The organism is Sphingomonas suaedae, from assembly GCF_007833215.1.
Taxonomy (GTDB): domain Bacteria; phylum Pseudomonadota; class Alphaproteobacteria; order Sphingomonadales; family Sphingomonadaceae; genus Sphingomonas; species Sphingomonas suaedae.
In genome coordinates this window covers 795,265-815,691 of the sequence record NZ_CP042239.1, presented here as the reverse complement: position 1 = coordinate 815,691, position 20,427 = coordinate 795,265, and the positions used below count along the sequence as shown (strand labels likewise).

Genomic DNA, 20,427 nt, shown 5'->3' with positions numbered 1-20,427 from the left:
AGGCTCACCCTTGGTTTGGGTGGCCCAAGCCCCGCTTTGACGCTACATTTTGGGTAAGAATTGTCCGGGGCGTGGCGTAGTGAACAGGACGATCCTCATATGCGACGACAATGAGCTGCTCGTCGAGCTGCTCAGTTTTCGTCTCGAAAACAAGGGCTATCGCGTTCTGATCGCGCGCGACGGGGCGCAGGCGGTGGAGCTGGCCGAACAGCATCTGCCCGACGCGATCATCCTCGACACGATGATGCCGGTAATGGATGGCCAATTGGTGTTGCGGCGGCTGCGCAGACAGTCCGAAACCGCCGCGATTCCCGTCATCATGCTGACCGCGCGCAAGCAGCAGCGCGACATCGTCGATGCGTTTGACCTCGGCGCCAGCGACTATCTGGTCAAACCCTTCATCCCGGAGGAATTGATGATGCGACTTGCACGGCTATTGCCGGAGCTGAAATGATCAGCGCCGCAGCCCTCCTTCTCACCCTCCCCATCGACGCATTGCCGCAGGATCAAGCGAGCGTCGCAGACCCCTATCAGTCGGCAGTGTCGGCGCGGCTGGCCGGCGATCCGGCGCGCGCGGTGGAGCTGCTCGAGCCTGTCGTCGCGGCCAATCCGCGGAACGCAGACGCGCAGGTGCAACTGGGCCTGGCCCAGCTGGCGCTCGGACAGCTCGACGCCGCCGAGGCGGCGTTCCGCGCCGCGCTGTCGGTCGCGCCCGACTATAGCGATGCCCGGATCGGCCTCGCCCGGATTGCGCAGCGACGCGGAGATATTGCTGGGGCGGGGCGCGCGCTCGAACCTGTTGACGCCGCCAACGCCGATGCCGCGGAACTGCGTCGACAGCTGGCGACCGAGCCACTCCCCGCCCACTGGCAGATCGACCTCGAGGGCAGCCTGAGCGACCTGTCCGGACCGCAGCCCGACTGGACCGAGGCCGCAGCCCAGCTGCGTTACCGCCCCAACCCGAGCACCGCGATCGGCGCGCGCGTTGAATATGCGCGACGGTTTGGCCGCACCGACGTCTATGGCGAGGCATTGGTCGAAGGGGCGATTGGGGACGGGCTGCGCGGCTATCTGAGCTTTGGCGGCACCGCCGATCCCGACTTCCGGCCTGAGTGGCAGGTCGGGCTGGGCGGCTCGGCGCGCGTGCGCAGCGGACCCTATGCGACAGTCCTAACCCTCGACGCGCGGCAGGCGCGGTTTGCGCTGGGCGACGTCCAGAGCGTGACCCCGGGGGTCGAACAATATCTGGGCGGGCGGTTCTGGGTCACCGCGCGCTGGATCAATCTGTTCGACGAGCGCGGTCGCCACCGCTCCGGCTTTGCGCTGCGCGGCGATCTGCAGGCTAGCGATCCGCTGCGCGTGTTCGTCGGCTACAGCGACGCACCCGATACCGACGAAGGGATTGTGGTCCCGGTGCGCAGCGTCTTCGGCGGCGTTAGCATCGACATGTCGCCACACGCGACACTGCGGCTTTCGCTGGCGCATGAGGACCGCGCGACCGGCGCCGACCGCACCCAGTTCGGCGTCGGTGCCGGCTTCAGATTTTGAGTCCGCTGCTGCTGATCTGGACCGTTTCGCTGGTGCTGGCGGTGGCGGCGGTCGTAGTGATGGGCGGGCTGGTCCTGCTGCGGCTGCTGGCGCACTGGCGCGGCGGCCGGCACCTGGCCGCGCGGCGACGGCTCACACCGCTTCTGCTCGCGGGCGAGCAGATCGATCGCGAGCTGTTCCGCCGCGTTCCTGATCATGTCATCGCCGACCTGTCGCTCGACCTGATGCAGCTTGTCCGTGGTCCCGAACGCGCCGCCTTCATCGCCAGCGCGACGCAATTGGGCGTGCCCGAGCGGCTTGCACGGCGGATGCGCGCGGGTGCCGCGCGCGACCGGATGTACGCACTACAGGGGCTCGCGCAGTTCGATGATATGAGCGCGCGCGAGGCACTGCGCCGGGCCCTGGGCGACCGCGACCGTAACATCCGGCTCGCCGCAGCGCAGGCTCTCGCCGACAAGGGCGAAGCGTTCGAGCTGATCGATCTTGTCGAGCAACTCGAGCTTGGCGCCGGGCAGTCTTCGCGATTGGCGGTGAGCCTGTTCACTTCGATCGCGCGCACGCGGCCCCAGGAGATCAGGGCGCTGGTGCTGCAGCTGGATCAGAATAGCGAGGTGCGCGTCGCCGCGGTCGAGGCACTGGCGGAAACCGGTGACTTTTCTCTGGTGCCGGTCATCGCCGACCTGGCGCTTGCCGCGCGCGACGGGGCCGAGGAGCTTCCGCGCTACATCCACGCGCTTGGCCAGTTCGGCCACCCGAGCGGCGCGCAGGCGGTGCGGTTTGCGCTGTCGAGCGAATCGATGGCGGCACGCGCCGCCGCAGCCCAGGCCGCCGGCCGGATTGGGATGGTCGATGCCGCGGATGCCCTCGCCGCGATGCTTGGCGATGCCGAATGGTGGGTCCGGTTCCGCTCCGCAGAAGCGCTGGTGGCGATCGGCGCGCCCGGCATCGCGCGCTTGCGCGATGCTGCCGAGCGCGGCGGCGGGGTCGCGGCGGAAGTCGCGGAGGCGATCCTCGCAGAAAAGGGGATCGCGCCATGATCGTTTTCCCTGCTTGGCTTTATACGGTCGCGGAGATCGTCACCTGGTTCGTCATCGCCATCGGCCTGATTCAGATTCTGCTCTATATCGTTCAACTCGGCTTTGCGGCGGTCGCCCTCCATCGCCGCCCGGCAATGCAGCCGACCGAGGTGCTGTGGGACCGCTATGCCGACCTGGCCCCGCCCATCGCGGTGATTGCGCCCGCATATAATGAAGAACTGACGATCATCGAGAGCGCGGAGGCGCTGCTCGCCCTGCACTATCCCGAGTTCGAAGTGCTGGTGATCAACGACGGGTCGAAGGATGCGACGCTCGCCCGACTGATCGCGCATTTCGACCTGAAGCCGGTGCGGCGCTATCTCGATTTGGCAGTTGAAAGCAAACCGATCCGCGGCCTCTATGCCAACCCGGCCTATCCGCGCCTGCTAGTAATCGACAAGGATAATGGCGGCAAGGCCGATGCGATGAACGCAGGGATCAACGTCGCGCGCGCACCGCTGGTCTGCGTGATCGATGCCGATACGCTGCTCGAACCCGACGCCCTGATCCGCGTCGTCCGCCCCTTTGTCGAGGACCCGATCCGGACCGTCGCGGTCGGCGGCACCATCCGCATCGCCAATGGCTGCCGGATCGAGCATGGCCGGCTGATCGAGGCGCGGTTGCCGCGCAACCTGCTCGCGCTGTTCCAGGTGGTCGAGTATCTCCGCGCCTTCCTCATGGCGCGGCTCGGGCTCAGCCAGATGCAGACGCTGATGATCATCTCGGGCGCATTTGGTCTCTTCCGGCGCAGCAGCACGATCGAGGTCGGCGGATTCAGCCAGAATACCGTCGGCGAGGATATGGAGCTGGTGGTCAAGCTTCACCGCTATATGCGCGACCGAAAGCGCGACTATCGCATCGCCTATATCCCCGAGCCCGTCAGTTGGACCGAGGCACCGGAAAGCCTCTCGATCCTCGCCAATCAGCGCGCGCGCTGGCAGCGCGGGTCGCTCGAAACCTATCGCAAGCATGGCGACATGTTCCTCAACCCGAAATATGGCCGGATCGGCTTTTTCGGCTTCGGGCAGGTTTGGGTCGTCGACGTGATTGGTCCGATCGTCGAGGTGGTCGGCTATGCGCTTGTGCCGCCACTATGGCTGCTCGGGCTGATCTCGATCGAATATCTGCTCGCGTTCATCGCCGTGGTGTTTACCTTTGGCGTGTTCATCAGCGTCGCAACGCTGGTGCTAGAGGAAATCCAGCTGCGCCGTCTCAAGAATGCACGCGACCTGGCGACGCTGACGCTCGCGGCGATCGCCGAGAATTTCGGCTATCGCCAGCTCAACAACTTCTGGCGGCTGCGCGGCTGGTGGCAGTTCGTGCGCAAGAAGCAGGGTTGGGGCATGATGGTGCGCAAGGGGTTTCAGCGCTCCTGAGGGAGAGCGTCCAGTTCCTGCAGCAGCGCGGCAGCGAGATGCTCGAAGGCAGCGTCCCCCGCGCCCGCTTCGATCGCTTCCTCGACCCGCGACGCGGCGTCGCTGATCGCCGGATAGCCGAATGTTCCCGCGGTACCGGCAAGCCAGTGGCAGATGTCGCGCAACGCCTCCCGTTCGCCCGCGGCGAGATGCCTCCGGATCGCTTCGGTCTCTGCGGTCGCACGCGCTGCAAACCGCGTGCGCAGCGCCGCCATGCGCGCCTCGAACTCAGCCATCGAGCAGCGCGCGCACCTGATCGGCGAGCGTCATCGGATCGAACGGCTTGGCCAGAACGCCCCTCGCGCCGAGCTCGCGAAAACGCTGCACCTCCTGCGTCTGGGTGCGGGCGGTGATGAACACCACCGGAATTCCGGCGGTCTCGGGCTGCTCGCGCAGACGCGCGAAGGTGGTCGGCCCATCCATGCCCGGCATCATCACGTCGAGCAGGATCAGGTTGGGTCGCCATCCCGCGGCGAGTTCCAGCCCCTCCGCGCCCGACGCGCAACTTCGCACCTCGAGATCAGGATCCAGCTCTAGCGACAGCTGCGCGACCTCGCGAATATCCGCCTCGTCATCGACATAGAGGATCCGGATCATGGGTTCGCCTCCTCCCGCCGCGCGATCCGAAGCATGGTCTCGTTCACGAGAACGTCGAGCGTGGCGCGCGACTTGACCAGTACCAGATCGATACCGGTCGAGCCGCATTGATCCGCCTCCTGTGCGGTGAAGACGATGATCGGAAGGTCGGGCTGGCCTTCGCGCAGCGGCGCGACCAGATCGGTCCCGCATCCGTCGAGCAAGCCGATATCGAGGATCGCGGCGTCCATCCGCTCTCGCTTGAGCATCGCGCGCGCCTCCCCGACACTCGGGGTCGAGCGCAATGTCGCGCGGCCCTCGAATGCATCGGCGAGGACGTCCAGCATGTCCGGATCGTCGTCGACATGGAGAATAACAGGAAGCGTCGCAGTCGGCGCGCGCTCGATCACCGGCTCGGCAACCGGTGCCGCCTCGTCCGCAATCCTTGGGGCGGTTGCTGCGGGCAAATCGACGTAGAACACCGTCCCGCGTCCCGCGTTCGATTCGAAGCTGACCGATCCACCGAGTCGCTGAACGATCTCACGCACGATGCTGAGCCCCAGCCCGGTACCGCCTTTCTGCCGCGTGTCGGAACTGTCGGCCTGGGCAAACTTGCCGAAAATGCGGTCGCGGAAATCCTCGGGAATGCCGCTGCCCTGGTCGGCAATCGCGATCCGGTAGCGGCGGTCTAGTGGGCGGACATGAACGGTCACGACCCCGCCGGTCGGCGAGAATTTGAGCGCGTTGGACAGGAGATTGGCGAATACCTGCATCAGACGGTCTTCGTCGCCGAGCACCGCCGCGTCCGACGGCGGCGCGATCAGCTCGAGATGCACGTCGAGCTGCCCGGCGAGACCAGCGCTCTGGTGCACGGCATTCTGCAAGAGTACGTCGAGCGGCAACGGGCGGATATCGAATTGCATGCGCCCGGCCTCAATCTTCTCGATATCGAGGATGTCGTTGATCAGGCGGACAAGTCGCGCCGCGTTGCTGTGTGCGATCCCGACCAGCCGGGCGACCTTGGACGGCAGCTCGCCGGCGGCGCCCCCGGTGATCAGACCGAGAGAACCGGCGATCGAGGTGAGTGGCGTGCGCAGCTCATGGCTGACCGTCGCGACAAACTCGGTCTTCATCTGGTCCATCTCTCGCCGCTCGCTGATGTCGCGAATGACGGCGAGATACAGCGTGACTTCGGCAAGGCGCACCGGGCTGATCGATACTTCCACCGGGACGGTGGTCAGGTCCGCGCGGCGTGCCACGAATTCCTGGACCTGTCCGCTCCCTTCCTTGCGGTTTGCGCCAAGGCGCCGCAGAAAGCTCTCCACCCGTCCGCGATCCGGGGCAACTTCGAACAACACGCCAATGTCGCGACGCAGCAGCGCCTCAGGCTGATATCGGAACAACGCCGCCGCTGCAGGATTGAGGCTCTCGATACTCCCGCTCGGGTTGATCACGATCATCCCGTCCTTGGCGCTGTCGAAGATGATCTCCTGACGGGCTGCGGCATCCTCGGCGCGCCGCAAGGCGGCCTGCCGCGCCGCATTGCTGCGCTGGACCAGCCACACGGCGAGCGCGAGCAGCAGGATCAACGCAATCTGCAGCCCGACCGTCTGAATGCGCAACAGGTTTCGGGCCGACGCTGCGACCGCAGTCCGCTCGGCAAGGCGCGACCGCTCGAGACGCGAGAGTTCGGCGATGTCGGTGCGCAGGCGGTCCATCAGGCGCTTGCCTTCACCGCCGCTGACCAGCGCCCTTGCTGCCTCGCGCTCGCCCCGACCGTACAGCCCGATGGTCCGGCCCACAAAGTCGCGCTTCGCATCTGACGTGGCTTCGAGCCGCGCGAGCAGCGCGCGGTCCGCCGGGTCGATATCTGCCTTCGCCAACGCATTGAGCGACTGGCGCACCTCGCGCTCTGCATCGCGATAGGGCCGCAGAAAGGCTTCGTCGCCCGTTATCAGATAGCCGCGCTGGCCAAGCTCGATATCCTGATGCAGCGATAGCACCCGTCCAAGCGCGGCGCGCGTCTCATAGGAGCGCTCGACCTCGACGCGCAGCCGCTCGGTTTCGTCGAACCCCCGGTTCGCAAGAGATGTAAGAACGAGCAGGATCGCCGGCACGCTCGCGGTCGCTGCGATGACACTGATACGACCCCAGCGGATCTGCCTCATGGCGGCACCTCGAACTCTCAAACACGGCGGCCAGAGGCGTCTTATCGGCGCGTAAGTGAGACGGCGTCAATCTCAGGTTGCATAAACGGGGCGAAATCCAATTGTTTAATGTAGGCACTTGGCCTCCCGTCGTCCCACGCAGCGGAATGTCGTGGGCAGCATCGGCTAGCTCGAAAGCACCCTGACGTCCGCTTTCAGGCAGCAAGAATGGTCTCGAATTGCGACTTTAGGGCGCCTTCCGACTGGGAGGTCTCGCTGAAGCCAGACAGGCCGCTCATGGGCCGACACCGGAATGACCGCCATTTTACTGAGGCGTAGCGAAGGCTGCCGTTGGCAAGCAGCAGAATCGATTGGTCGCAAACGCCTCGTGCGGACCGCGTCTGCGGTGCCGGGGTGGCTTGTCGGGACGGAGACTTCCGCCTAGCCTAAGTCGATGGGGAGTACAGGGGGAAGTACATCGATTGTCGGAGAGCGCGCGCCCTATTTCTGGGCAGGTTGCGCCGCGATCAGCGCTGGTGTGCTGCTGCATCTGCCAATGCTGGCGATGGCGCACCGCATGGGCAACCACCTCAACGGGATGCCGATGGACGCCAGCATGGGGCTGGGCATGGTCCTGATCGTGATCGGCGTGCCGCTCGCCTGTTTCGGGGCGTTGCCCAAGGTACGGGGCGGCCATGGCGATCATGCCGGTACCAATTACGAAGCTCCGGACACGACTCCGCTCGGCCGCTGGCACGCCGCAACCCTGCTAGTGCTGACGCTGGGGCTGATTATCGACGTCATGAAGCCCGCGACGCTCGGCTTCGTGCTGCCCGGGATGGCAGCCGAATACGGCATTGCGCGCTCGCAGGTCGCGTTGCTGCCCCTGGTCGCGCTCACAGGTACTACCGTCGGCTCGTTTCTGTGGGGCTGGCTGGCGGACATCTATGGTCGTCGCGTGTCGATCCTGCTTTCGACGATCCTGTTCGTCTCGACCGCCATCTGCGGGGCGATGCCGGCTTTCGCCTGGAACCTGGTGATGTGCTTTCTCATGGGCATATCGGCAGGCGGGATGCTGCCTGTGATCTACACGCTGCTCGCCGAAGTGATGCCGCCGCGCCATCGTAGTTGGGTGCTGGTGCTGGTCGGGGGCATGGGATTGGTCGGAGGTTATCTCGCCGCCAGCGGGGCGGCCTATGTTCTAGAGCCGGTCTATGGGTGGCGCGCGCTTTGGCTCCAAGGGTTTCCAAGCGGATTGTTGCTGCTCGCCTTGGCGCGGTTCATTCCTGAAACGCCACGCTTTCTCGCCGAACGCGGCCGCGAAGCCGAACTGGCGCAGATGCAGAAGCGCTTCGGCCTAGCGCCTAAGCCGCGACCTATCGAGGCCCCGGCCGATACGCCAACAAGCACCGAACATCACCGCCTCACCGCCGCGCTCGTCATGACTGCGCTGTGCTGGAGTTTCGTCAATTTCGGGCTTCTGCTGTGGCTTCCATCGGACCTGCAGGCCCGCGGCTATAGCGCCGAAGTGGCGAGCGGAATTCTCGCCAAATCATCGCTGCTCGCGTTCCCCACCGTCTTGCTGGCCGCGCTATTCTATGCGCGTCGGAGCAGCAAATGGACACTTGTCGGCACAGTCGGCCTGACCTTTGCCGGCCTTATCGGTGCGATGCTGCCCCCGTCGCTGTTGAGTTGGGAGCCGGTGCTGATCGCGGTCATCGCGATGCTGATCGTCGGCACTAACGGGACCATCGCGGTGCTGCTGCCCTTCACGGCGGAAAACTATCCCCTCGGCACCCGGGGGCGGGCAACAGGATTGGTGGCGGGGAGCAGCAAGTTCGGCGGGGTCGCAGTACAGGTTGCGGCCCCCGCGGGCTTCGCACCGACGCTGGTGGGTGCAGCGCTGGCGCTGTTAGTTCCGACGGCGGTGTCTGCCGGAATGATCGCCTGGTTCGGGCGCGAAACGCGCGGCCGCAGCCTCCGCGAGCTGGAAGCGGAGTAGAGCGACGCTCGTTCGCTTATCAAATTGCTCCTGCAAATCAGGTTCCTACCAAAACCGATTCCCCACCACCTCAGTCAGTGGCCGCTTTTGGGATTCATCGAAAGGATGGCGAACGGCGGCACTGGTGAGGCGCGAAGCAGACGCCCGCAGAGGAGCTTAGGCCTCTCCCGGGCGTTGCCAGGGAGGGGCCTAAGCTGCGGTCTCCGTGCTGCTCCTCAGTGAGGTCCCTCACTTCGTCTTTCCCGATTACGGAGATGAACATCTCACCGTCGTCGCGGCGCTCTTCCGCGCGGGACAAAGTCAGCGCTGAAATTCCCGGCGCACTTTAGTCGCGAGCCAGGCCGATTTCGTCGCTTTATGCGCGATCCGACCGCCGTTGTAGCGAACGGCTGGCGCCTCGCGCAGTGCGTGGCATCGAACGACGATGACGATCTCGTCCAAAGCATTTGTATTGCGCCGATCCGCAAAACTGGCCGGCTGGATCGGCTTCGCGTCGTTCGAACTGCTGGTTGTCGCGCTCGTCTACCTCGTGGCTTCGGTCCGTTGTTGCGGCGCCCACAGTCCGGCTGGTCCTCAATCGCCGGGCGAGTGGCTCGCGCTCGCGCTGTTTGCCCCGGTCATGCTGCTGCTCGGCGCAGCAGTGGGCGGCGGGATCGCGGTCGCGCTGGAGGCCTTGCTGCGTCTCTTCGCCCGCATAACCGAATCCCGTCCAGACGCATCTTCGTCGTAAGCACGGGCATTGCCGTCGTGCCCTGCTGGTCAAGACAGCGACTAGCGGATGACAAGGCACCCCTCACTTCAGCGAGGAAACCATCATGACTTCAACGCCTGTCAAGCTTGCCCTGGCCGGACTGGCCGCAGCTGCTGCCATCGGCTTTGCCTCCCCCGCTCACGCCGGCACCGGATGCAACGGCGTGATCAACATTCTGGTTTGGGGCTGTGCCCCTTGGGACAACAACAACGGGCCGCAATACCCCTATTACAAGAAGAAGCAGGTCACGATCCAGGCACCGCGGGGCAGCCGGATCACGATCAAGGACGGACATGCAGTCGTGAACGTGAACGGCCGCGACTATCCGGTGGTGAACGGCGCCAGCGGCGTCATTGCGGCGGGCGGTGGCAATGTCGTGTCGGCAGGCGGTGGCAACGTCGTTTCAGCGGGGGGGCTGAACCTGCGGGTCTGGACTCAGAACTGACCCCCAGGGGCGGCGATCGCGGCGAGAAAGTCGTCGATCGCCGCCATTGCCACGCTTCGCACCGGTTCTCGCTCGCGCAACAATTCGTGCGCCACGCCCTTGCCGAACCGACGCACGGTGACGTTCGGAAGTTGCCCAATCAGGCGTCGCGCGGCCCCGCTATGAGTCAGGCGATCGCGATCGGCGACCATCAGCAGCAAAGGGAGATGCAGGCCCCGGACCTCCGGGTTTGCGCGCAGTTTCCTGCTTGAGGAAAACGCTTCCGCCAGCCAGCTCCAGCTCGGCGGCCCCAGGCGAAATGCCGGATTTTCGTCCAGCCAGAACTGCTCGTCGAGATACCGCTCGAGGTCTCCCGTCATCATCGACATGCTGTCGACCTGGTTTGCCGCGCTCGCGCTTTCCTTCCACGGCCCGCGCGCTCCATTGCCGCGACGGACCTGCCAGGAAGCGATGACCTCGCTCAGGCGAACGCCGAGCGGTGTACGGATACGGATCATTGGCGAGAGCAACACCGCCGCATTGGGCACGATCCTGCGTTCGACCAGCGCGCGCAGCAGCAGATGCCCGCCCATCGAATGGCCCATCACGACATGTGGCCCGGCCGTGCGGTCCCGCCACGCTGTGGCGATTTCGGCGAGGTCGGCGACAAGGCGCGCGAAACTGCCGCTGTGGCCGATCAGCGGATCTGCGGTCAGGCGGGGCGACCCCCCATGCCCGCGCCAGTCAAAGGCGTCGACATTCCAGCCACGCGCGCGCCAATGGCCGAACGCCTCGAGATACTTCTCGAAAAAGTCGCCGCGTCCGCCCAGGAACAAGATCGATCCGCGCGGCGCGTCCGCCTCCCACCGGAATGTGCGAAGCGGGTAGGCATCGTCGGTCTCGTGCCATCCGACCGACGCATCGTCGTGCACCCGCCGCCGCAACAGCGCCCCGATCTGCGCCCCGCTCACTCTTCGATCGCCCCGGTGACGGCGGCCAGCACCTGGGACCTGTACAGCGGTCCGACCGGGACCACGCTGTTATCTGCCAGGGTCAGCTTGAGAACCTTCCCTCTCCGGTTGATTCCCCGGACCGCGGATGGCCGGACAAAGGCCGAGCGATGCGCGCGGATCAGTCCACCGGCGATCATTCGCGATTCCAGCTCCGCCATGGTGATCCGGTAGAGATAGGCCCGGTCGGCGGTATGAAAATAGACATGGTCGCGCGCCGCTTCCACACGCTGGATGCTCTCGACGCTGACGCGCGCGAGCCCGGTGCGCACCGGCACCCAGAACACATCCTCTTCCTGGCATTCGACTGGCATGGCGATCGGCGCCGGCGCTCCGGCGCGTCGGGCGGCCTGGCGCTCGCGTAGCCGCGTCAACATCTTGGCGAGGCGCAGCCGGCGGAGTGGCTTTAGCACATAATCTGCAGCACCCAGTTCGAAGGCATCGACCGCATATTCCTCGTGGGCGGTCAGGAACACGATGTCGATGTCCTGCGGCACCAGCTCGATCGCGGTTTGAATACCGGTCTTGCCGGGCATGCTGATGTCGAGGATGACCGCATCGGGCGCCGCATCGGCGATCAGCGCAAGAGCAGCAAGGCCATTGTCGGCCTCCCCGACAATCTCGATGCCGCCGTCTTCGCTGAGCAATGTGCGGGTCAGCTCGCGCGAGAGCGGTTCGTCATCGACGATCGCGATCCTCATGCCACCTTCTCTCGTTCGTGTGCCGCCATCGGAAGGTCGATCGCGACCCGATACCCGTCCGCCACAGGGCCATGTCCTATTACTGCCCTGTCCCCATAATGCAGCTGGAGCCGCCTCCGGCTGTTTTCGATGCCGATACCGTGACCCCGTCCTGCACCACCGCGGCCAGTGCTGGTATTGAACAGCTCAATGCGAGCCACCCGGCCATCGCCGGTCACGCTGATGCGAATGTTCCCCGGTCCCTGGGTCTCGGCCACGCCATGGCGCACCGCGTTCTCGACCAGAGGCTGGAGCAGGAAATTCGGAACCAGCAGTTCCTGCAGACCGGGGTCGAGCTCGATCGTCAGGTTCAGCCGGTCGCCGAAGCGGGCGCGTTCGATTTCCAGATAGGCGCGGATTGTCCCCAGCTCCTGCGCGATCGGCACCATCGCATCAGGTCGCGAGACCAACGCCGCACGCAGAAAGTCGGCTAGGCGGCCGAGCATGTCTTCCGCCTCGTCATCGCGTCCCCGCACCACCAGGCTGGAGATCCCGTTGAGCGTATTGAACAGAAAATGCGGGTTGAGCTGAAGCCGCAGCGCCGCCGCCTCGGCACGGCTCGCCGCGGCGGCAAAGCTTATCGCACGTGCCTCGTTCAGCCGGGCCATATCGGTCGCGCGCGCAGCCCAGACGAGCGCGATCGACAGATACATGGTCCAGCAATAGAGGATCAGCATCAGCACCAGACGCTGGGGCTGCATACCGACCGCCCAGTCTTGCCAGCTCGGCACTATGGTGAGGGCAAGCAGCTGAAGCAGCGCCTGGTCGGCTGAAGTCTGGATCATCGCCGCTACCAGTCCGGCGATCGCCATGAGCAGCCATTTTACGTGTCCGGCCCGTTCCTCCAGGTGGTCAAGCAGCAGGCTAAGCGCCCCGGCCTGCGCGATGCCGAGCAGCAGCAGCGGGACATTGGCAGCCACCATCATGCCGCCCGCAAAACGCCCTTGAGCAATCGCGCCGCCGATCACCAGAGCATATCCGAACAGCCACAGCACCGCACAAAGCCGGATGGCGGTTCCACGCATGATGCTACGCAAGATACGCTGCACGCAAACCTCTGTACGCTATGGAAAATTCGCCCCAGCCCTTGTCGGGAATGCGGCAATTCGGTCGTGCTGCCAAGCGCTTTTGTCGCATTGAGGCCCGCCGGGCGGCGCCAGCGCCCCGCTGGTCGCGCGCCGCTCGTGCCCGGACCGCCGGACTGCAAGCAGGATCAGCATTATCGTCGCACGAGAGGCCTATGACCCGCTTTCCGATCATTCTGCTCGTTTCCGCTTCGTTGCTGGCGTCCGGCTGCGGAGCGCGGGACTTTGGCGACCTGCCCGAGGACCCTAAAGAGCGCGCCTTGCTGTGCACCCGCGCAGGGGTAATGCTCATCGGGGCGACGCCGCTAAAGGACAAGGAACGCTTCGATCGGGTGTCGGCGAAGGGCCGCGAACTGGCGAATGCGAACGGCTTCTACTCGCTTTTCCCGGGGAGCAACGAGGATCCAGGCAAAGCGCTGGGAACCGAAGCGGCGATCCAGTCGGCGGTAGGGTCGCACTGGGCGACGACCATCAACACGTGCTTCAAGGCCTATGGCATCGACGAGGAACCGGTTCCTGAGCTGCCACGCGAACCTTATGAACGCACGGTCGTGTGCGCGGCGGCGATCGCCTACGACAATCTCGGCGGCCGGGACATGGATGCCGAGGCACGCATCATCTATGATCCGCAGGCCGGATATCTGCTGCACAAGGCGGCGATCCTTGCAGGTGGCGCCGACAAGCTGACCAAGGCCAATGACGACGCCACCACGCGGCTCGGGCAGGTGATGACCGCCGGTACGGCCCGGGCATGGGCGGCGGAGTGCCGCAGGAGCGATCCGAAGATCGACAAGGCAGCGGCCGCGTTGCCCACGGACGACGCCACCGCGCTGACGATCTGCGACGATGTCCTGAGCTTCGCGGAAGAAGGCGGGCTGGCGAAGGGCGCGAAGGCGAGCGCGCTCGCGAAGCGTTACGCGGCAGCCTATCGCACTGTGCACGCGCGGTTCTCGGCGATGCCCACACCCGCTCCCGAGGGGATTGAGGCCGCGATCAAGGCGGTCGCCGAGTCCGGGCGGCTCGACCAGATCGGCGACCAGTGCATCGCGCGGTTCGGCAGCTGAGTTGGGGGGGAAGGAAATGGACACATTTACCGCGGTATCGTTGGGTCTGATCCTGCTCGGCATTCCGATCGCCTGGTTCGGTATCCACCGCTATCGCAAGCAAGGACGGCGTTTCGCCAGCGCAAAGGCGCACTGGAAGCGGACCGATGCGGAAGTGATCGATGCGCAACTGATCGATCGCGAGAGTACCGATAGCGACGGCGATTCGACGACCTGGTATGAGCCAAAGCTTCGGTATCGCTACGCGGTAGAAGGGCAGGTGTTCGAGGGGGATCGAACCGCCCTTTGTACGGCGCTTCGATTCTCGCTGTTTCCGCCGGCGCAGCAGTGGCTGCTGGCGCATCCGCCGGGCAAGATGATCGACCTCTGGTACGACCCCGCTCAACCTCAGGACAGCGCACCGGTTCTCGACAAGCCGAGCCTTTTCGTAGCGGCGGCAATGGTGATCGTCGGCGGTGGCTTTGCGGGGTTGGGCGCGGCGCTGCTTGCAGGCCTCGCCTGAGCGCGCCGTCAATTCGTTGCGACAGGTCCGGGCGGTCCCGACCTGTACGCGCCAGGTGTGGCAGCAGTTTATGCGGAAGACCTTCACGATGATTTCCGTCGCGACGCTGATCGCGCTTGGACTGGTTGCAGGCGCTAGCGCCGCATGGACGGGTAGCATTCGCGCCCTTCAGGTGGATCCATGGGACAACGCACGCTACCTCATCAGCGTGAAATCCAGCGCTGAAGCGCTCAGGATCATCGACAGCGGTCAGTTCGACATCAATCTGGAGAATGAGGAGGGCTACACGCTCCTTCACTTTGCGGCGGAGGCGGGCGATCTCGAGTTGGTCAGGGCGATGCTTGCCCGCGGTGCCGACCCGAACGCCAGGAACAATTCGGTGGGGTACACACCCTATCAGATGGCCTATTCAACGTCGGTCAAAGCCGAACTGCGCAAGGCGATGAGCGGCGCACAGACCCCGACCCGCGAGGCCGGCGGCGCAGCATCGCCCAAGGGCCCGGCGAAGGGCGCCCCCGTCAAGTCCAATGGCATGTGCGAAATGGCGCGCAACGACCCTGCGAGCAGCAGCCGGTCGCCGGCATTGCGGCCGTTCCTCGCAGCGAAGGATGCGGTCTGGTACAACAAGCCTGACGAGCTGACCGGTTTGCTCGAAGATTGCGTACGGGTGAACCAGCAGGACGAATATGGCTGGACCCTGCTGCATCAGGCAGCGCAGCGTGACCGCGTCGAGCTGGCAAAGATTCTGCTGAACAAGGGCGCTAACAAGGCCCTTCGCAACAAGGATGGCCAGACTCCCGGGCAACTCGCCACCTCGCCTGAGATGAAGGCGCTGCTCGGCGGATCCGTCGCGACGACGAAGCCAGCAACATCGCGCGATACCGAATGCCAGCAGAAATATCGCGCCGATGTAGCACTTTGCTCGGATTCAACCTGCCGGATGCGTTCGATGCGCAAATGGCAGCAATGTCTCAAAACCGGCAGTTACTGGTAGCCGTGGCACCCAGCAGCACCGGGATCAGAAACACTGCGGATTTGTCCAGTGGGCAGAGCGTGCCGAAGGTTTTGATGCGCTTCGCCGACGACCGCTTCTAGGACACTGGACAGATGTCTAATCGACGGTTTTGCCCGCCGCCTGAGTTGAAAGTGTGCATTCTGCTATCGGCCCAGTTTGCGCCATTTCCTAATGCGGTCTAGGGGCGACCAGTTTTGGGCCGATTGCGGGATTTCCGCTATGCGCCGCCGACTGCAGAGAAGCAGCCATTCGCTACGCGGATCAAGCAGCGGGGTGCATGTTGCCATGCACCCCGTGACGATTTTCCTATCTCGGACCCAGGCAGTTCAGAACTGGAGGCGGATGCCCGCGCGGCCGCCGGCGCCGTCGATGCTTCCGGTACCGTTGCTGTCGGTGAAGGAGCGGATGTAGTTGCCTTCGATGAAGCCGCTGATCCCCTGGCTCTGGGCGATCGTCACACCCAGTGTGGCTTCGCCATAATCGCGAATGCGATTGTTGGTGAAATCGAGGCTCGTGCCGCCGCTGGTAAAGGTAACGCGGTCGCGGCCCTTGAACTCATGGACGTAATTGCCTCCCACATAGACCGCCGCTTCCGCGCCGCCGCCAATGCCGAAGGCACCGCCGATGCGGCCACCGGCGCGCCCGCGCAGGCCATCGTCATCATCGAAGCTGATCGTCGTGCCGTTGAGCGACAGATCGTCGAAATCGTTCTTCACATACGAGATGCTGGCCGCTGGTTCGACGAAGAAGCTGTCGCTGCCGAAGCGGATGCCCGCCTCTGCCCGCGCACCATAGACGCCGCCATTGGTGTCGTCTTGGAAACCGGCGCCGGGCATATTCGTCTTCGCCCAGAAATAGTCGTATTTTCCGATCGCGTTGATGAAGACGTTACCCGACGTGAAGCTGCCATAAACGCCGCCGTTGATGACGTCGAAGCTCAGCCGGTCGGACGAGCCAGCGAAGCTCATCGACGAATTGATATAGCCGCCGGTGACCCCGAAGGCGAAGCCACCACGCTCACCGGCACCGCCGCTAATGTCAAAGCCGATCTGTCCGCCGAAATAATCCTGCTCATAGCCGGTGTTAGTCAGGCGCGACTGGCCGAAGCTGTTGAAATTACGGCTCCCGCCACGGGTTTCGACCGAACCGTGCATCTGCAGCCATGTGCGTCCGGCAACATCGCCGCCGCCCTGCGTCCACAGCGCATCGCGGCGAGCTCGAAGCTGGCCCGAAACGGTGTCGGCGGATTTCAGCCAGAGGCTACGAACGCCCTCATTGAAATTGAGCGTGCGGAAGGCGCTGTCGCTTGGTGCGCCGGTCAGCGCGTAGGTGCCGGTGGCGGGGTCGAAGACGACTTCCAGCCGGACAAAGCCCGAAGTGAGCGAACCGCCCGCCAAATCGAACGCATTGGCATCCGATCCGGTCGCGGCACGGACCAGCACGATGCCTGAATTCAAAGTCGGCTGCGCTCCGGCCAGCTGGTTGAGCTGGATGGTCGTGGCACCGCTGGCAACGCCGCCGATGACCAGCTGATCAGCCACTGGTGCCGCGCCGAACGCGACATCCAGGCCGAGCGTGCCATTGGCGCCCGCGTAGGTGCCCGGCAGAGTCAGCGTGTCGCCCGCGCGTCCGTTGCGCAGATCGATGGTGCCGCTGTTGGTCATGGTTTCGAGGCCGGTGAACGTCGGGGCGACGGTCGCTGCTGCGCCGGACCCGACCAGGATCAGCCCGCTATTGACGAAGCTGTCGCTGCCTGCGCCGAAGTCCGGATTTGGGCCGACGGTGAAGGTGCCGCTGTTGTTTATGCGGTCCGCACCGGCGGTCAGGACGATATCCGACGACAGATTGCCGCTGTTGTTGATGGTGATCGGCCCGCCGATGGCGACGAGCGCGAAGCCGTTGGCGTTATTGGCGATCGTTCCGGCGTTGTTGAGGGTGCTGCTGCCAAGCGAATTCAGAACGATCGAATTGCCCTGCGTGGTGGCGAACGAGCCGTTGGCGCCGACGTTGACGACGCTGTTGCCACCGCTGGTGACGGTCAGCGCATCGGCAGTGGTGCCGGTGGTGCGCACTGCGCCGTTGACGGTTGCGGTAGCATTGCCGGTGGTCGCATTGACGACGACGGCGCGCGAGCCGTTACCGGTGGTGGTCACGTTATTGACCGTGACGTTGACCGGACCGGTCGTGCTCGACGCATCGACACCGTTGGAGGTGACGCCAGCGGTGCTGATCGTGCCGCCGTTGGTGACTGCAACGCCCATCGGGCCGGTGGCGAAGATGCCGCGGCTGTTCGCACCCTGGGTCGTGATGTCCCCGGTGACATTGACCGTCGCGGTGTCGGTGCCGGCGATCGCGCGGACGCCGTCCGACGTTGCGCCGACGGTGCTGACGCTGCCGCCATTGACCGTGGTGGTTGCAGTCGCGCGCGGGCCAAAGAACTGGACACCTGCCGGGACGAGCACGCCATTGGCGTTGGCGCCGGTTGTGCTGATCGAGGTGAAGTTTATGTTGGCACCGGTGACGCCGCTAGCGACGATGCCGTCGGCATTCGCACCCGTGGTGGTTATGGCGCCGCCATTGATCGTCGCGGTGCCCGCTGTGGTGACGGTGATGCCGTCAGCGTTGAGGCCGGTTGTGCCGATCGTTCCCGAGGTTACCGATACCGCGCCGGTGTTGGACACGGCACGGATGCCGAACGCGTCGGTCCCGGCGGTGTCGATCGTGGTCGAGTTGACGGTGACCGTTCCGGTGCCGCCGGTCTGGGCGAGGATGCCGACCGCGCCGCCGCTGAAGCCGCCGCCGCCGACACCGCTGGTACGGATCGTGCCGGAGGTGATGTTGAGATTGCCCGCATCGCTGTTGGCGTCGATGCCGGTAGCGTTCTCGCCGCTGGTCGTGACGCTGCCCGACCGGATGGTGATCGCGCCGGTGTCGGTGCTGGCGCTGATACCGTCGGCGTCGGCGCCACTGGTGGTGATGGCATTGGTGCTCGTCGTGATCGCGCCTTCCGACGAGCTGACGATCAGGCCGAAATTATTGGTGCCGTTGGTGACGATCCGGTCGAGAGTTACCGAAATCGGATCGGTATTGTTCGACACGAGGACGCCGAAGCTGTCGCTGGTGATGAGCGTGTTGGTGCCGCCGTCGATCGTAAAGGCGTTGTCACCGACCGCGAGTAGGCCGAGATTGAAGCCGCCGGTGGTGTCGATGCGCACGCCATCCTCCAACACGATGGTGAGATCGGCGGGTGGGGCGATATAGGTGACGCCGTTCGGATAGGGGTTACCTGCAGGGGTGCACGTCACGGTCCCGGGGGTCGCGGGCGCGGCGCCGCATTCTTCCTGCGCCAAGGCCGCGGACGGCAATGCCAGGAGCAGGGCGGATGCAGTTCCGGCAAGGGCCGAGGCAAGCGTGAAGCGCGCGCGCGTGCGTCGCGACTGGATGGGCGTCGTGAGCATTAGGGGGAAGCCTTTGAAAACGAAGCGCTCGAACTGAACGATCGGCAACCCAACGCTGGGAGGATCGACACGGACGCATGAATTGACGCAATTTTATTTCCAGCACACGGCATTTTCGACCCATGTTGCTCGAGGACCACAGTTCGGCTGCGCAACGATTTCCGCTCAAACTTGATTGAGGCAGCCGTAACGCGGGTCGTTACGTATTCGCTTTGCTTACGAGGCAACATCGTCACCGAGTTACGGCGAGCATCACGGCGACCGTCTTCTGGCTGGTCCCACACCGGAAAATGTCCGCTGGCCCGAGCCAGCGGGGATGTTCGGACAGAGAAGCGCGTCTCTTGTCCGCGCCGTCTGCCGGGCGTTGCCTCAACTGCCGCCGATGGGCACACGAACTGACACCCTCAGCCCGCCGGCCTCAGCATTAGCGCGTTCGATCGGCGCGTGCAGCAGAACCGACAGTTCATCGAGAATGCGGCTTCCACCGCCTGGAGTCGCGCTCCGGCTCATACCGATGCCATCGTCGACCATGCTGCCTGATGTCTGCTTTAGACGTCGCAGGACATAAAATCGAGTGACCGCTAGTAGGGCGCGTAGCTGCCCTGCTAAGTGCGACCAAAGTGCATCACTGAGTCGCAGCAAGTATTACTGCGACTGTCTCGTCAGGCTGGTCGAACATTGGAAAGTGCCCGCTTGCCTCGAACCAGTGCAGTTCGGCGGAAGGAAAGGCTGCCTTTGCGCGCGCTGCCTGTCTCGGCAGGCACAGGCGATCGTGACGACCCCAACCGATTAGAAGTCGCCGAGACGGATCTGCTGCTGGACCAATTTGCTCAGGCCCGCTGGCGAGATCATTCACCAGAGCATCGAATGTCGACGTGGCGCTTAAGCCTTCAAGCTCGGTCGCGACAACTGTCGGGTCGAGCGCCCAAGGGCGAGCCGACAGCTGTGCTAGCAGCGCTGTGCGTGATGCGGCGTTCTTGCTTAGCGCTGGCAGCATAGGCCGGATTGCCCGAACCAACCGCCCCGAGACTCCGATGGTAACTTTGAAAAATATGCGCTCCCAGCCGCGCCAGAAGCCGCCGGGATCAAAGGCCACGACGTTGCCAATCTGGCCACGCCGCGCAAGCTCCAGCGCGATCCGCGCACCCATTGAGCTACCGACGACGTCGATTCCTTCAAGTCTGTGTTCTGCGATGTAACGCTCGACGCTACCAACGAGGCCATCGAAGGTCCCGCTATCCGGGCCGGCTGGACTTGCGCCGTGTCCGGGAAGATCAACCGCTATAAGCGACCGTTCGGCACTGAGGGCGTCCATGACGGTGCTCCACGACTTCCAGCTCCCGCCGAGACCGTGAATAAGTAGCAGCTGGCGGCCAGACCCGCGTTGAACCTCGTGCATCAGCAAAACTCCGATTGGCTATCCTGAACCATCGGGATCGACTTTCGGGGCCGACGACCGCGTCATCGAACTGATGATACGAATTAAGTCAGTCGGATCATCGCGCGACCGACCGCTTCTGGGTTAGGTGATCACGGCGTCGGATGACCGCTATTAGGGCGCGTAGCCGTCCGGCCGCTTCCGACCGAGTCTCCGCCGCTCAATCTAATGCCGCG

The 20,427-nt window shown here is 64.6% G+C and carries 18 protein-coding genes; 10 read left to right on the top strand and 8 right to left on the bottom strand.

The annotated features are described in order from the left end of the window. Window positions 1-79 precede the first annotated feature (79 nt). From FPZ54_RS03850 to FPZ54_RS03835, 4 genes are read left to right on the top strand one after another with little or no spacing between them, the layout of a single operon-like run. Window positions 80-454, top strand: a complete 375-nt coding sequence (locus FPZ54_RS03850; protein ID WP_145845147.1) for a response regulator transcription factor — start codon at window positions 80-82, stop codon at window positions 452-454. Further along, window positions 451-1,548 carry a YaiO family outer membrane beta-barrel protein gene (locus FPZ54_RS03845; protein WP_145845145.1) on the top strand — a complete coding sequence of 366 codons (1,098 nt, stop codon included), beginning with the start codon at window positions 451-453 and terminating at the stop codon, window positions 1,546-1,548. The genes FPZ54_RS03850 and FPZ54_RS03845 overlap by 4 nt, the downstream gene beginning before the upstream one ends. Then, window positions 1,545-2,585, top strand: coding sequence for a HEAT repeat domain-containing protein (locus tag FPZ54_RS03840; protein WP_145845143.1), 1,041 nt, complete (start codon window positions 1,545-1,547; stop codon window positions 2,583-2,585). Before FPZ54_RS03845 ends, FPZ54_RS03840 begins: the two co-directional genes overlap by 4 nt. Continuing rightward, complete coding sequence (locus FPZ54_RS03835) at window positions 2,582-4,000, top strand: glycosyltransferase family 2 protein (protein ID WP_145845142.1); 1,419 nt, start codon at window positions 2,582-2,584, stop codon at window positions 3,998-4,000. Before FPZ54_RS03840 ends, FPZ54_RS03835 begins: the two co-directional genes overlap by 4 nt. Here the strand turns inward: FPZ54_RS03835 and FPZ54_RS03830 are convergent. The 3 genes from FPZ54_RS03830 to FPZ54_RS03820 are packed head-to-tail and all read right to left on the bottom strand — an operon-like array spanning window position 3,988 to window position 6,783. Further along, the gene (locus FPZ54_RS03830; RefSeq protein ID WP_145845140.1) at window positions 3,988-4,275 is read right to left on the bottom strand and encodes an Hpt domain-containing protein; all 288 of its coding nucleotides are present in this window, start codon (window positions 4,273-4,275) and stop codon (window positions 3,988-3,990) included. The two genes, FPZ54_RS03835 and FPZ54_RS03830, sit on opposite strands and share 13 nt — an antisense overlap. Continuing rightward, window positions 4,268-4,636 carry a response regulator gene (locus FPZ54_RS03825; protein WP_145845138.1) on the bottom strand — a complete coding sequence of 123 codons (369 nt, stop codon included), beginning with the start codon at window positions 4,634-4,636 and terminating at the stop codon, window positions 4,268-4,270. Before FPZ54_RS03825 ends, FPZ54_RS03830 begins: the two co-directional genes overlap by 8 nt. Beyond that, the gene (locus FPZ54_RS03820) at window positions 4,633-6,783 is read right to left on the bottom strand and encodes an ATP-binding protein (RefSeq protein WP_145845136.1); all 2,151 of its coding nucleotides are present in this window, start codon (window positions 6,781-6,783) and stop codon (window positions 4,633-4,635) included. Before FPZ54_RS03820 ends, FPZ54_RS03825 begins: the two co-directional genes overlap by 4 nt. Before the next feature lie 433 nt (window positions 6,784-7,216). On the opposite strand from FPZ54_RS03820, the gene FPZ54_RS03815 reads away from it, so the two are divergent. The 3 genes from FPZ54_RS03815 (at window position 7,217) to FPZ54_RS03805 (ending at window position 9,960) form a co-directional block, all read left to right on the top strand. Then, window positions 7,217-8,764 (top strand): MFS transporter, encoded by a 1,548-nt coding sequence (locus FPZ54_RS03815; protein WP_239019702.1) that lies wholly within the window; start codon window positions 7,217-7,219, stop codon window positions 8,762-8,764. A 424-nt stretch (window positions 8,765-9,188) separates the two neighbouring features. Continuing rightward, the gene (locus tag FPZ54_RS03810) at window positions 9,189-9,494 is read left to right on the top strand and encodes a hypothetical protein (protein ID WP_145845135.1); all 306 of its coding nucleotides are present in this window, start codon (window positions 9,189-9,191) and stop codon (window positions 9,492-9,494) included. Window positions 9,495-9,579: 85 nt separating this feature from the next. Next, entirely contained in the window at window positions 9,580-9,960 is a 381-nt protein-coding gene (locus tag FPZ54_RS03805) for a hypothetical protein (RefSeq protein WP_145845132.1), read from the top strand. Here the strand turns inward: FPZ54_RS03805 and FPZ54_RS03800 are convergent. The 3 genes from FPZ54_RS03800 to FPZ54_RS03790 are packed head-to-tail and all read right to left on the bottom strand — an operon-like array spanning window position 9,951 to window position 12,714. Further along, window positions 9,951-10,910 (bottom strand): alpha/beta fold hydrolase, encoded by a 960-nt coding sequence (locus tag FPZ54_RS03800; protein WP_145845131.1) that lies wholly within the window; start codon window positions 10,908-10,910, stop codon window positions 9,951-9,953. The genes FPZ54_RS03805 and FPZ54_RS03800 overlap by 10 nt on opposite strands. Beyond that, a complete protein-coding gene (locus tag FPZ54_RS03795) occupies window positions 10,907-11,650 on the bottom strand; it encodes a LytR/AlgR family response regulator transcription factor (protein ID WP_145845129.1) in 744 nt (247 codons plus the stop codon). The genes FPZ54_RS03800 and FPZ54_RS03795 overlap by 4 nt, the downstream gene beginning before the upstream one ends. Further along, on the bottom strand, window positions 11,647-12,714 hold the full coding sequence (locus tag FPZ54_RS03790) for a sensor histidine kinase (RefSeq protein ID WP_145845127.1): 1,068 nt from the start codon (window positions 12,712-12,714) through the stop codon (window positions 11,647-11,649). Before FPZ54_RS03790 ends, FPZ54_RS03795 begins: the two co-directional genes overlap by 4 nt. Window positions 12,715-12,929: 215 nt before the next feature. On the opposite strand from FPZ54_RS03790, the gene FPZ54_RS03785 reads away from it, so the two are divergent. The 3 genes from FPZ54_RS03785 (at window position 12,930) to FPZ54_RS03775 (ending at window position 15,334) form a co-directional block, all read left to right on the top strand. Continuing rightward, window positions 12,930-13,838 carry a hypothetical protein gene (locus FPZ54_RS03785; protein WP_145845125.1) on the top strand — a complete coding sequence of 303 codons (909 nt, stop codon included), beginning with the start codon at window positions 12,930-12,932 and terminating at the stop codon, window positions 13,836-13,838. A gap of 16 nt (window positions 13,839-13,854) precedes the next feature. Next, window positions 13,855-14,340, top strand: coding sequence for a DUF3592 domain-containing protein (locus tag FPZ54_RS03780; protein WP_145845124.1), 486 nt, complete (start codon window positions 13,855-13,857; stop codon window positions 14,338-14,340). 88 nt (window positions 14,341-14,428) lie between these two features. Next, entirely contained in the window at window positions 14,429-15,334 is a 906-nt protein-coding gene (locus FPZ54_RS03775) for an ankyrin repeat domain-containing protein (RefSeq protein ID WP_186456909.1), read from the top strand. Between the two features lie 347 nt (window positions 15,335-15,681). Here the strand turns inward: FPZ54_RS03775 and FPZ54_RS03770 are convergent, their stop codons facing one another. Further along, complete coding sequence (locus tag FPZ54_RS03770) at window positions 15,682-18,813, bottom strand: beta strand repeat-containing protein (protein ID WP_145845120.1); 3,132 nt, start codon at window positions 18,811-18,813, stop codon at window positions 15,682-15,684. A 625-nt stretch (window positions 18,814-19,438) separates the two neighbouring features. Then, window positions 19,439-20,212: an alpha/beta fold hydrolase gene (locus tag FPZ54_RS03765; RefSeq protein ID WP_145845118.1), complete on the bottom strand. Its 774-nt coding sequence runs from the start codon at window positions 20,210-20,212 to the stop codon at window positions 19,439-19,441. Between the last annotated feature and the right edge of the window lie 215 nt (window positions 20,213-20,427).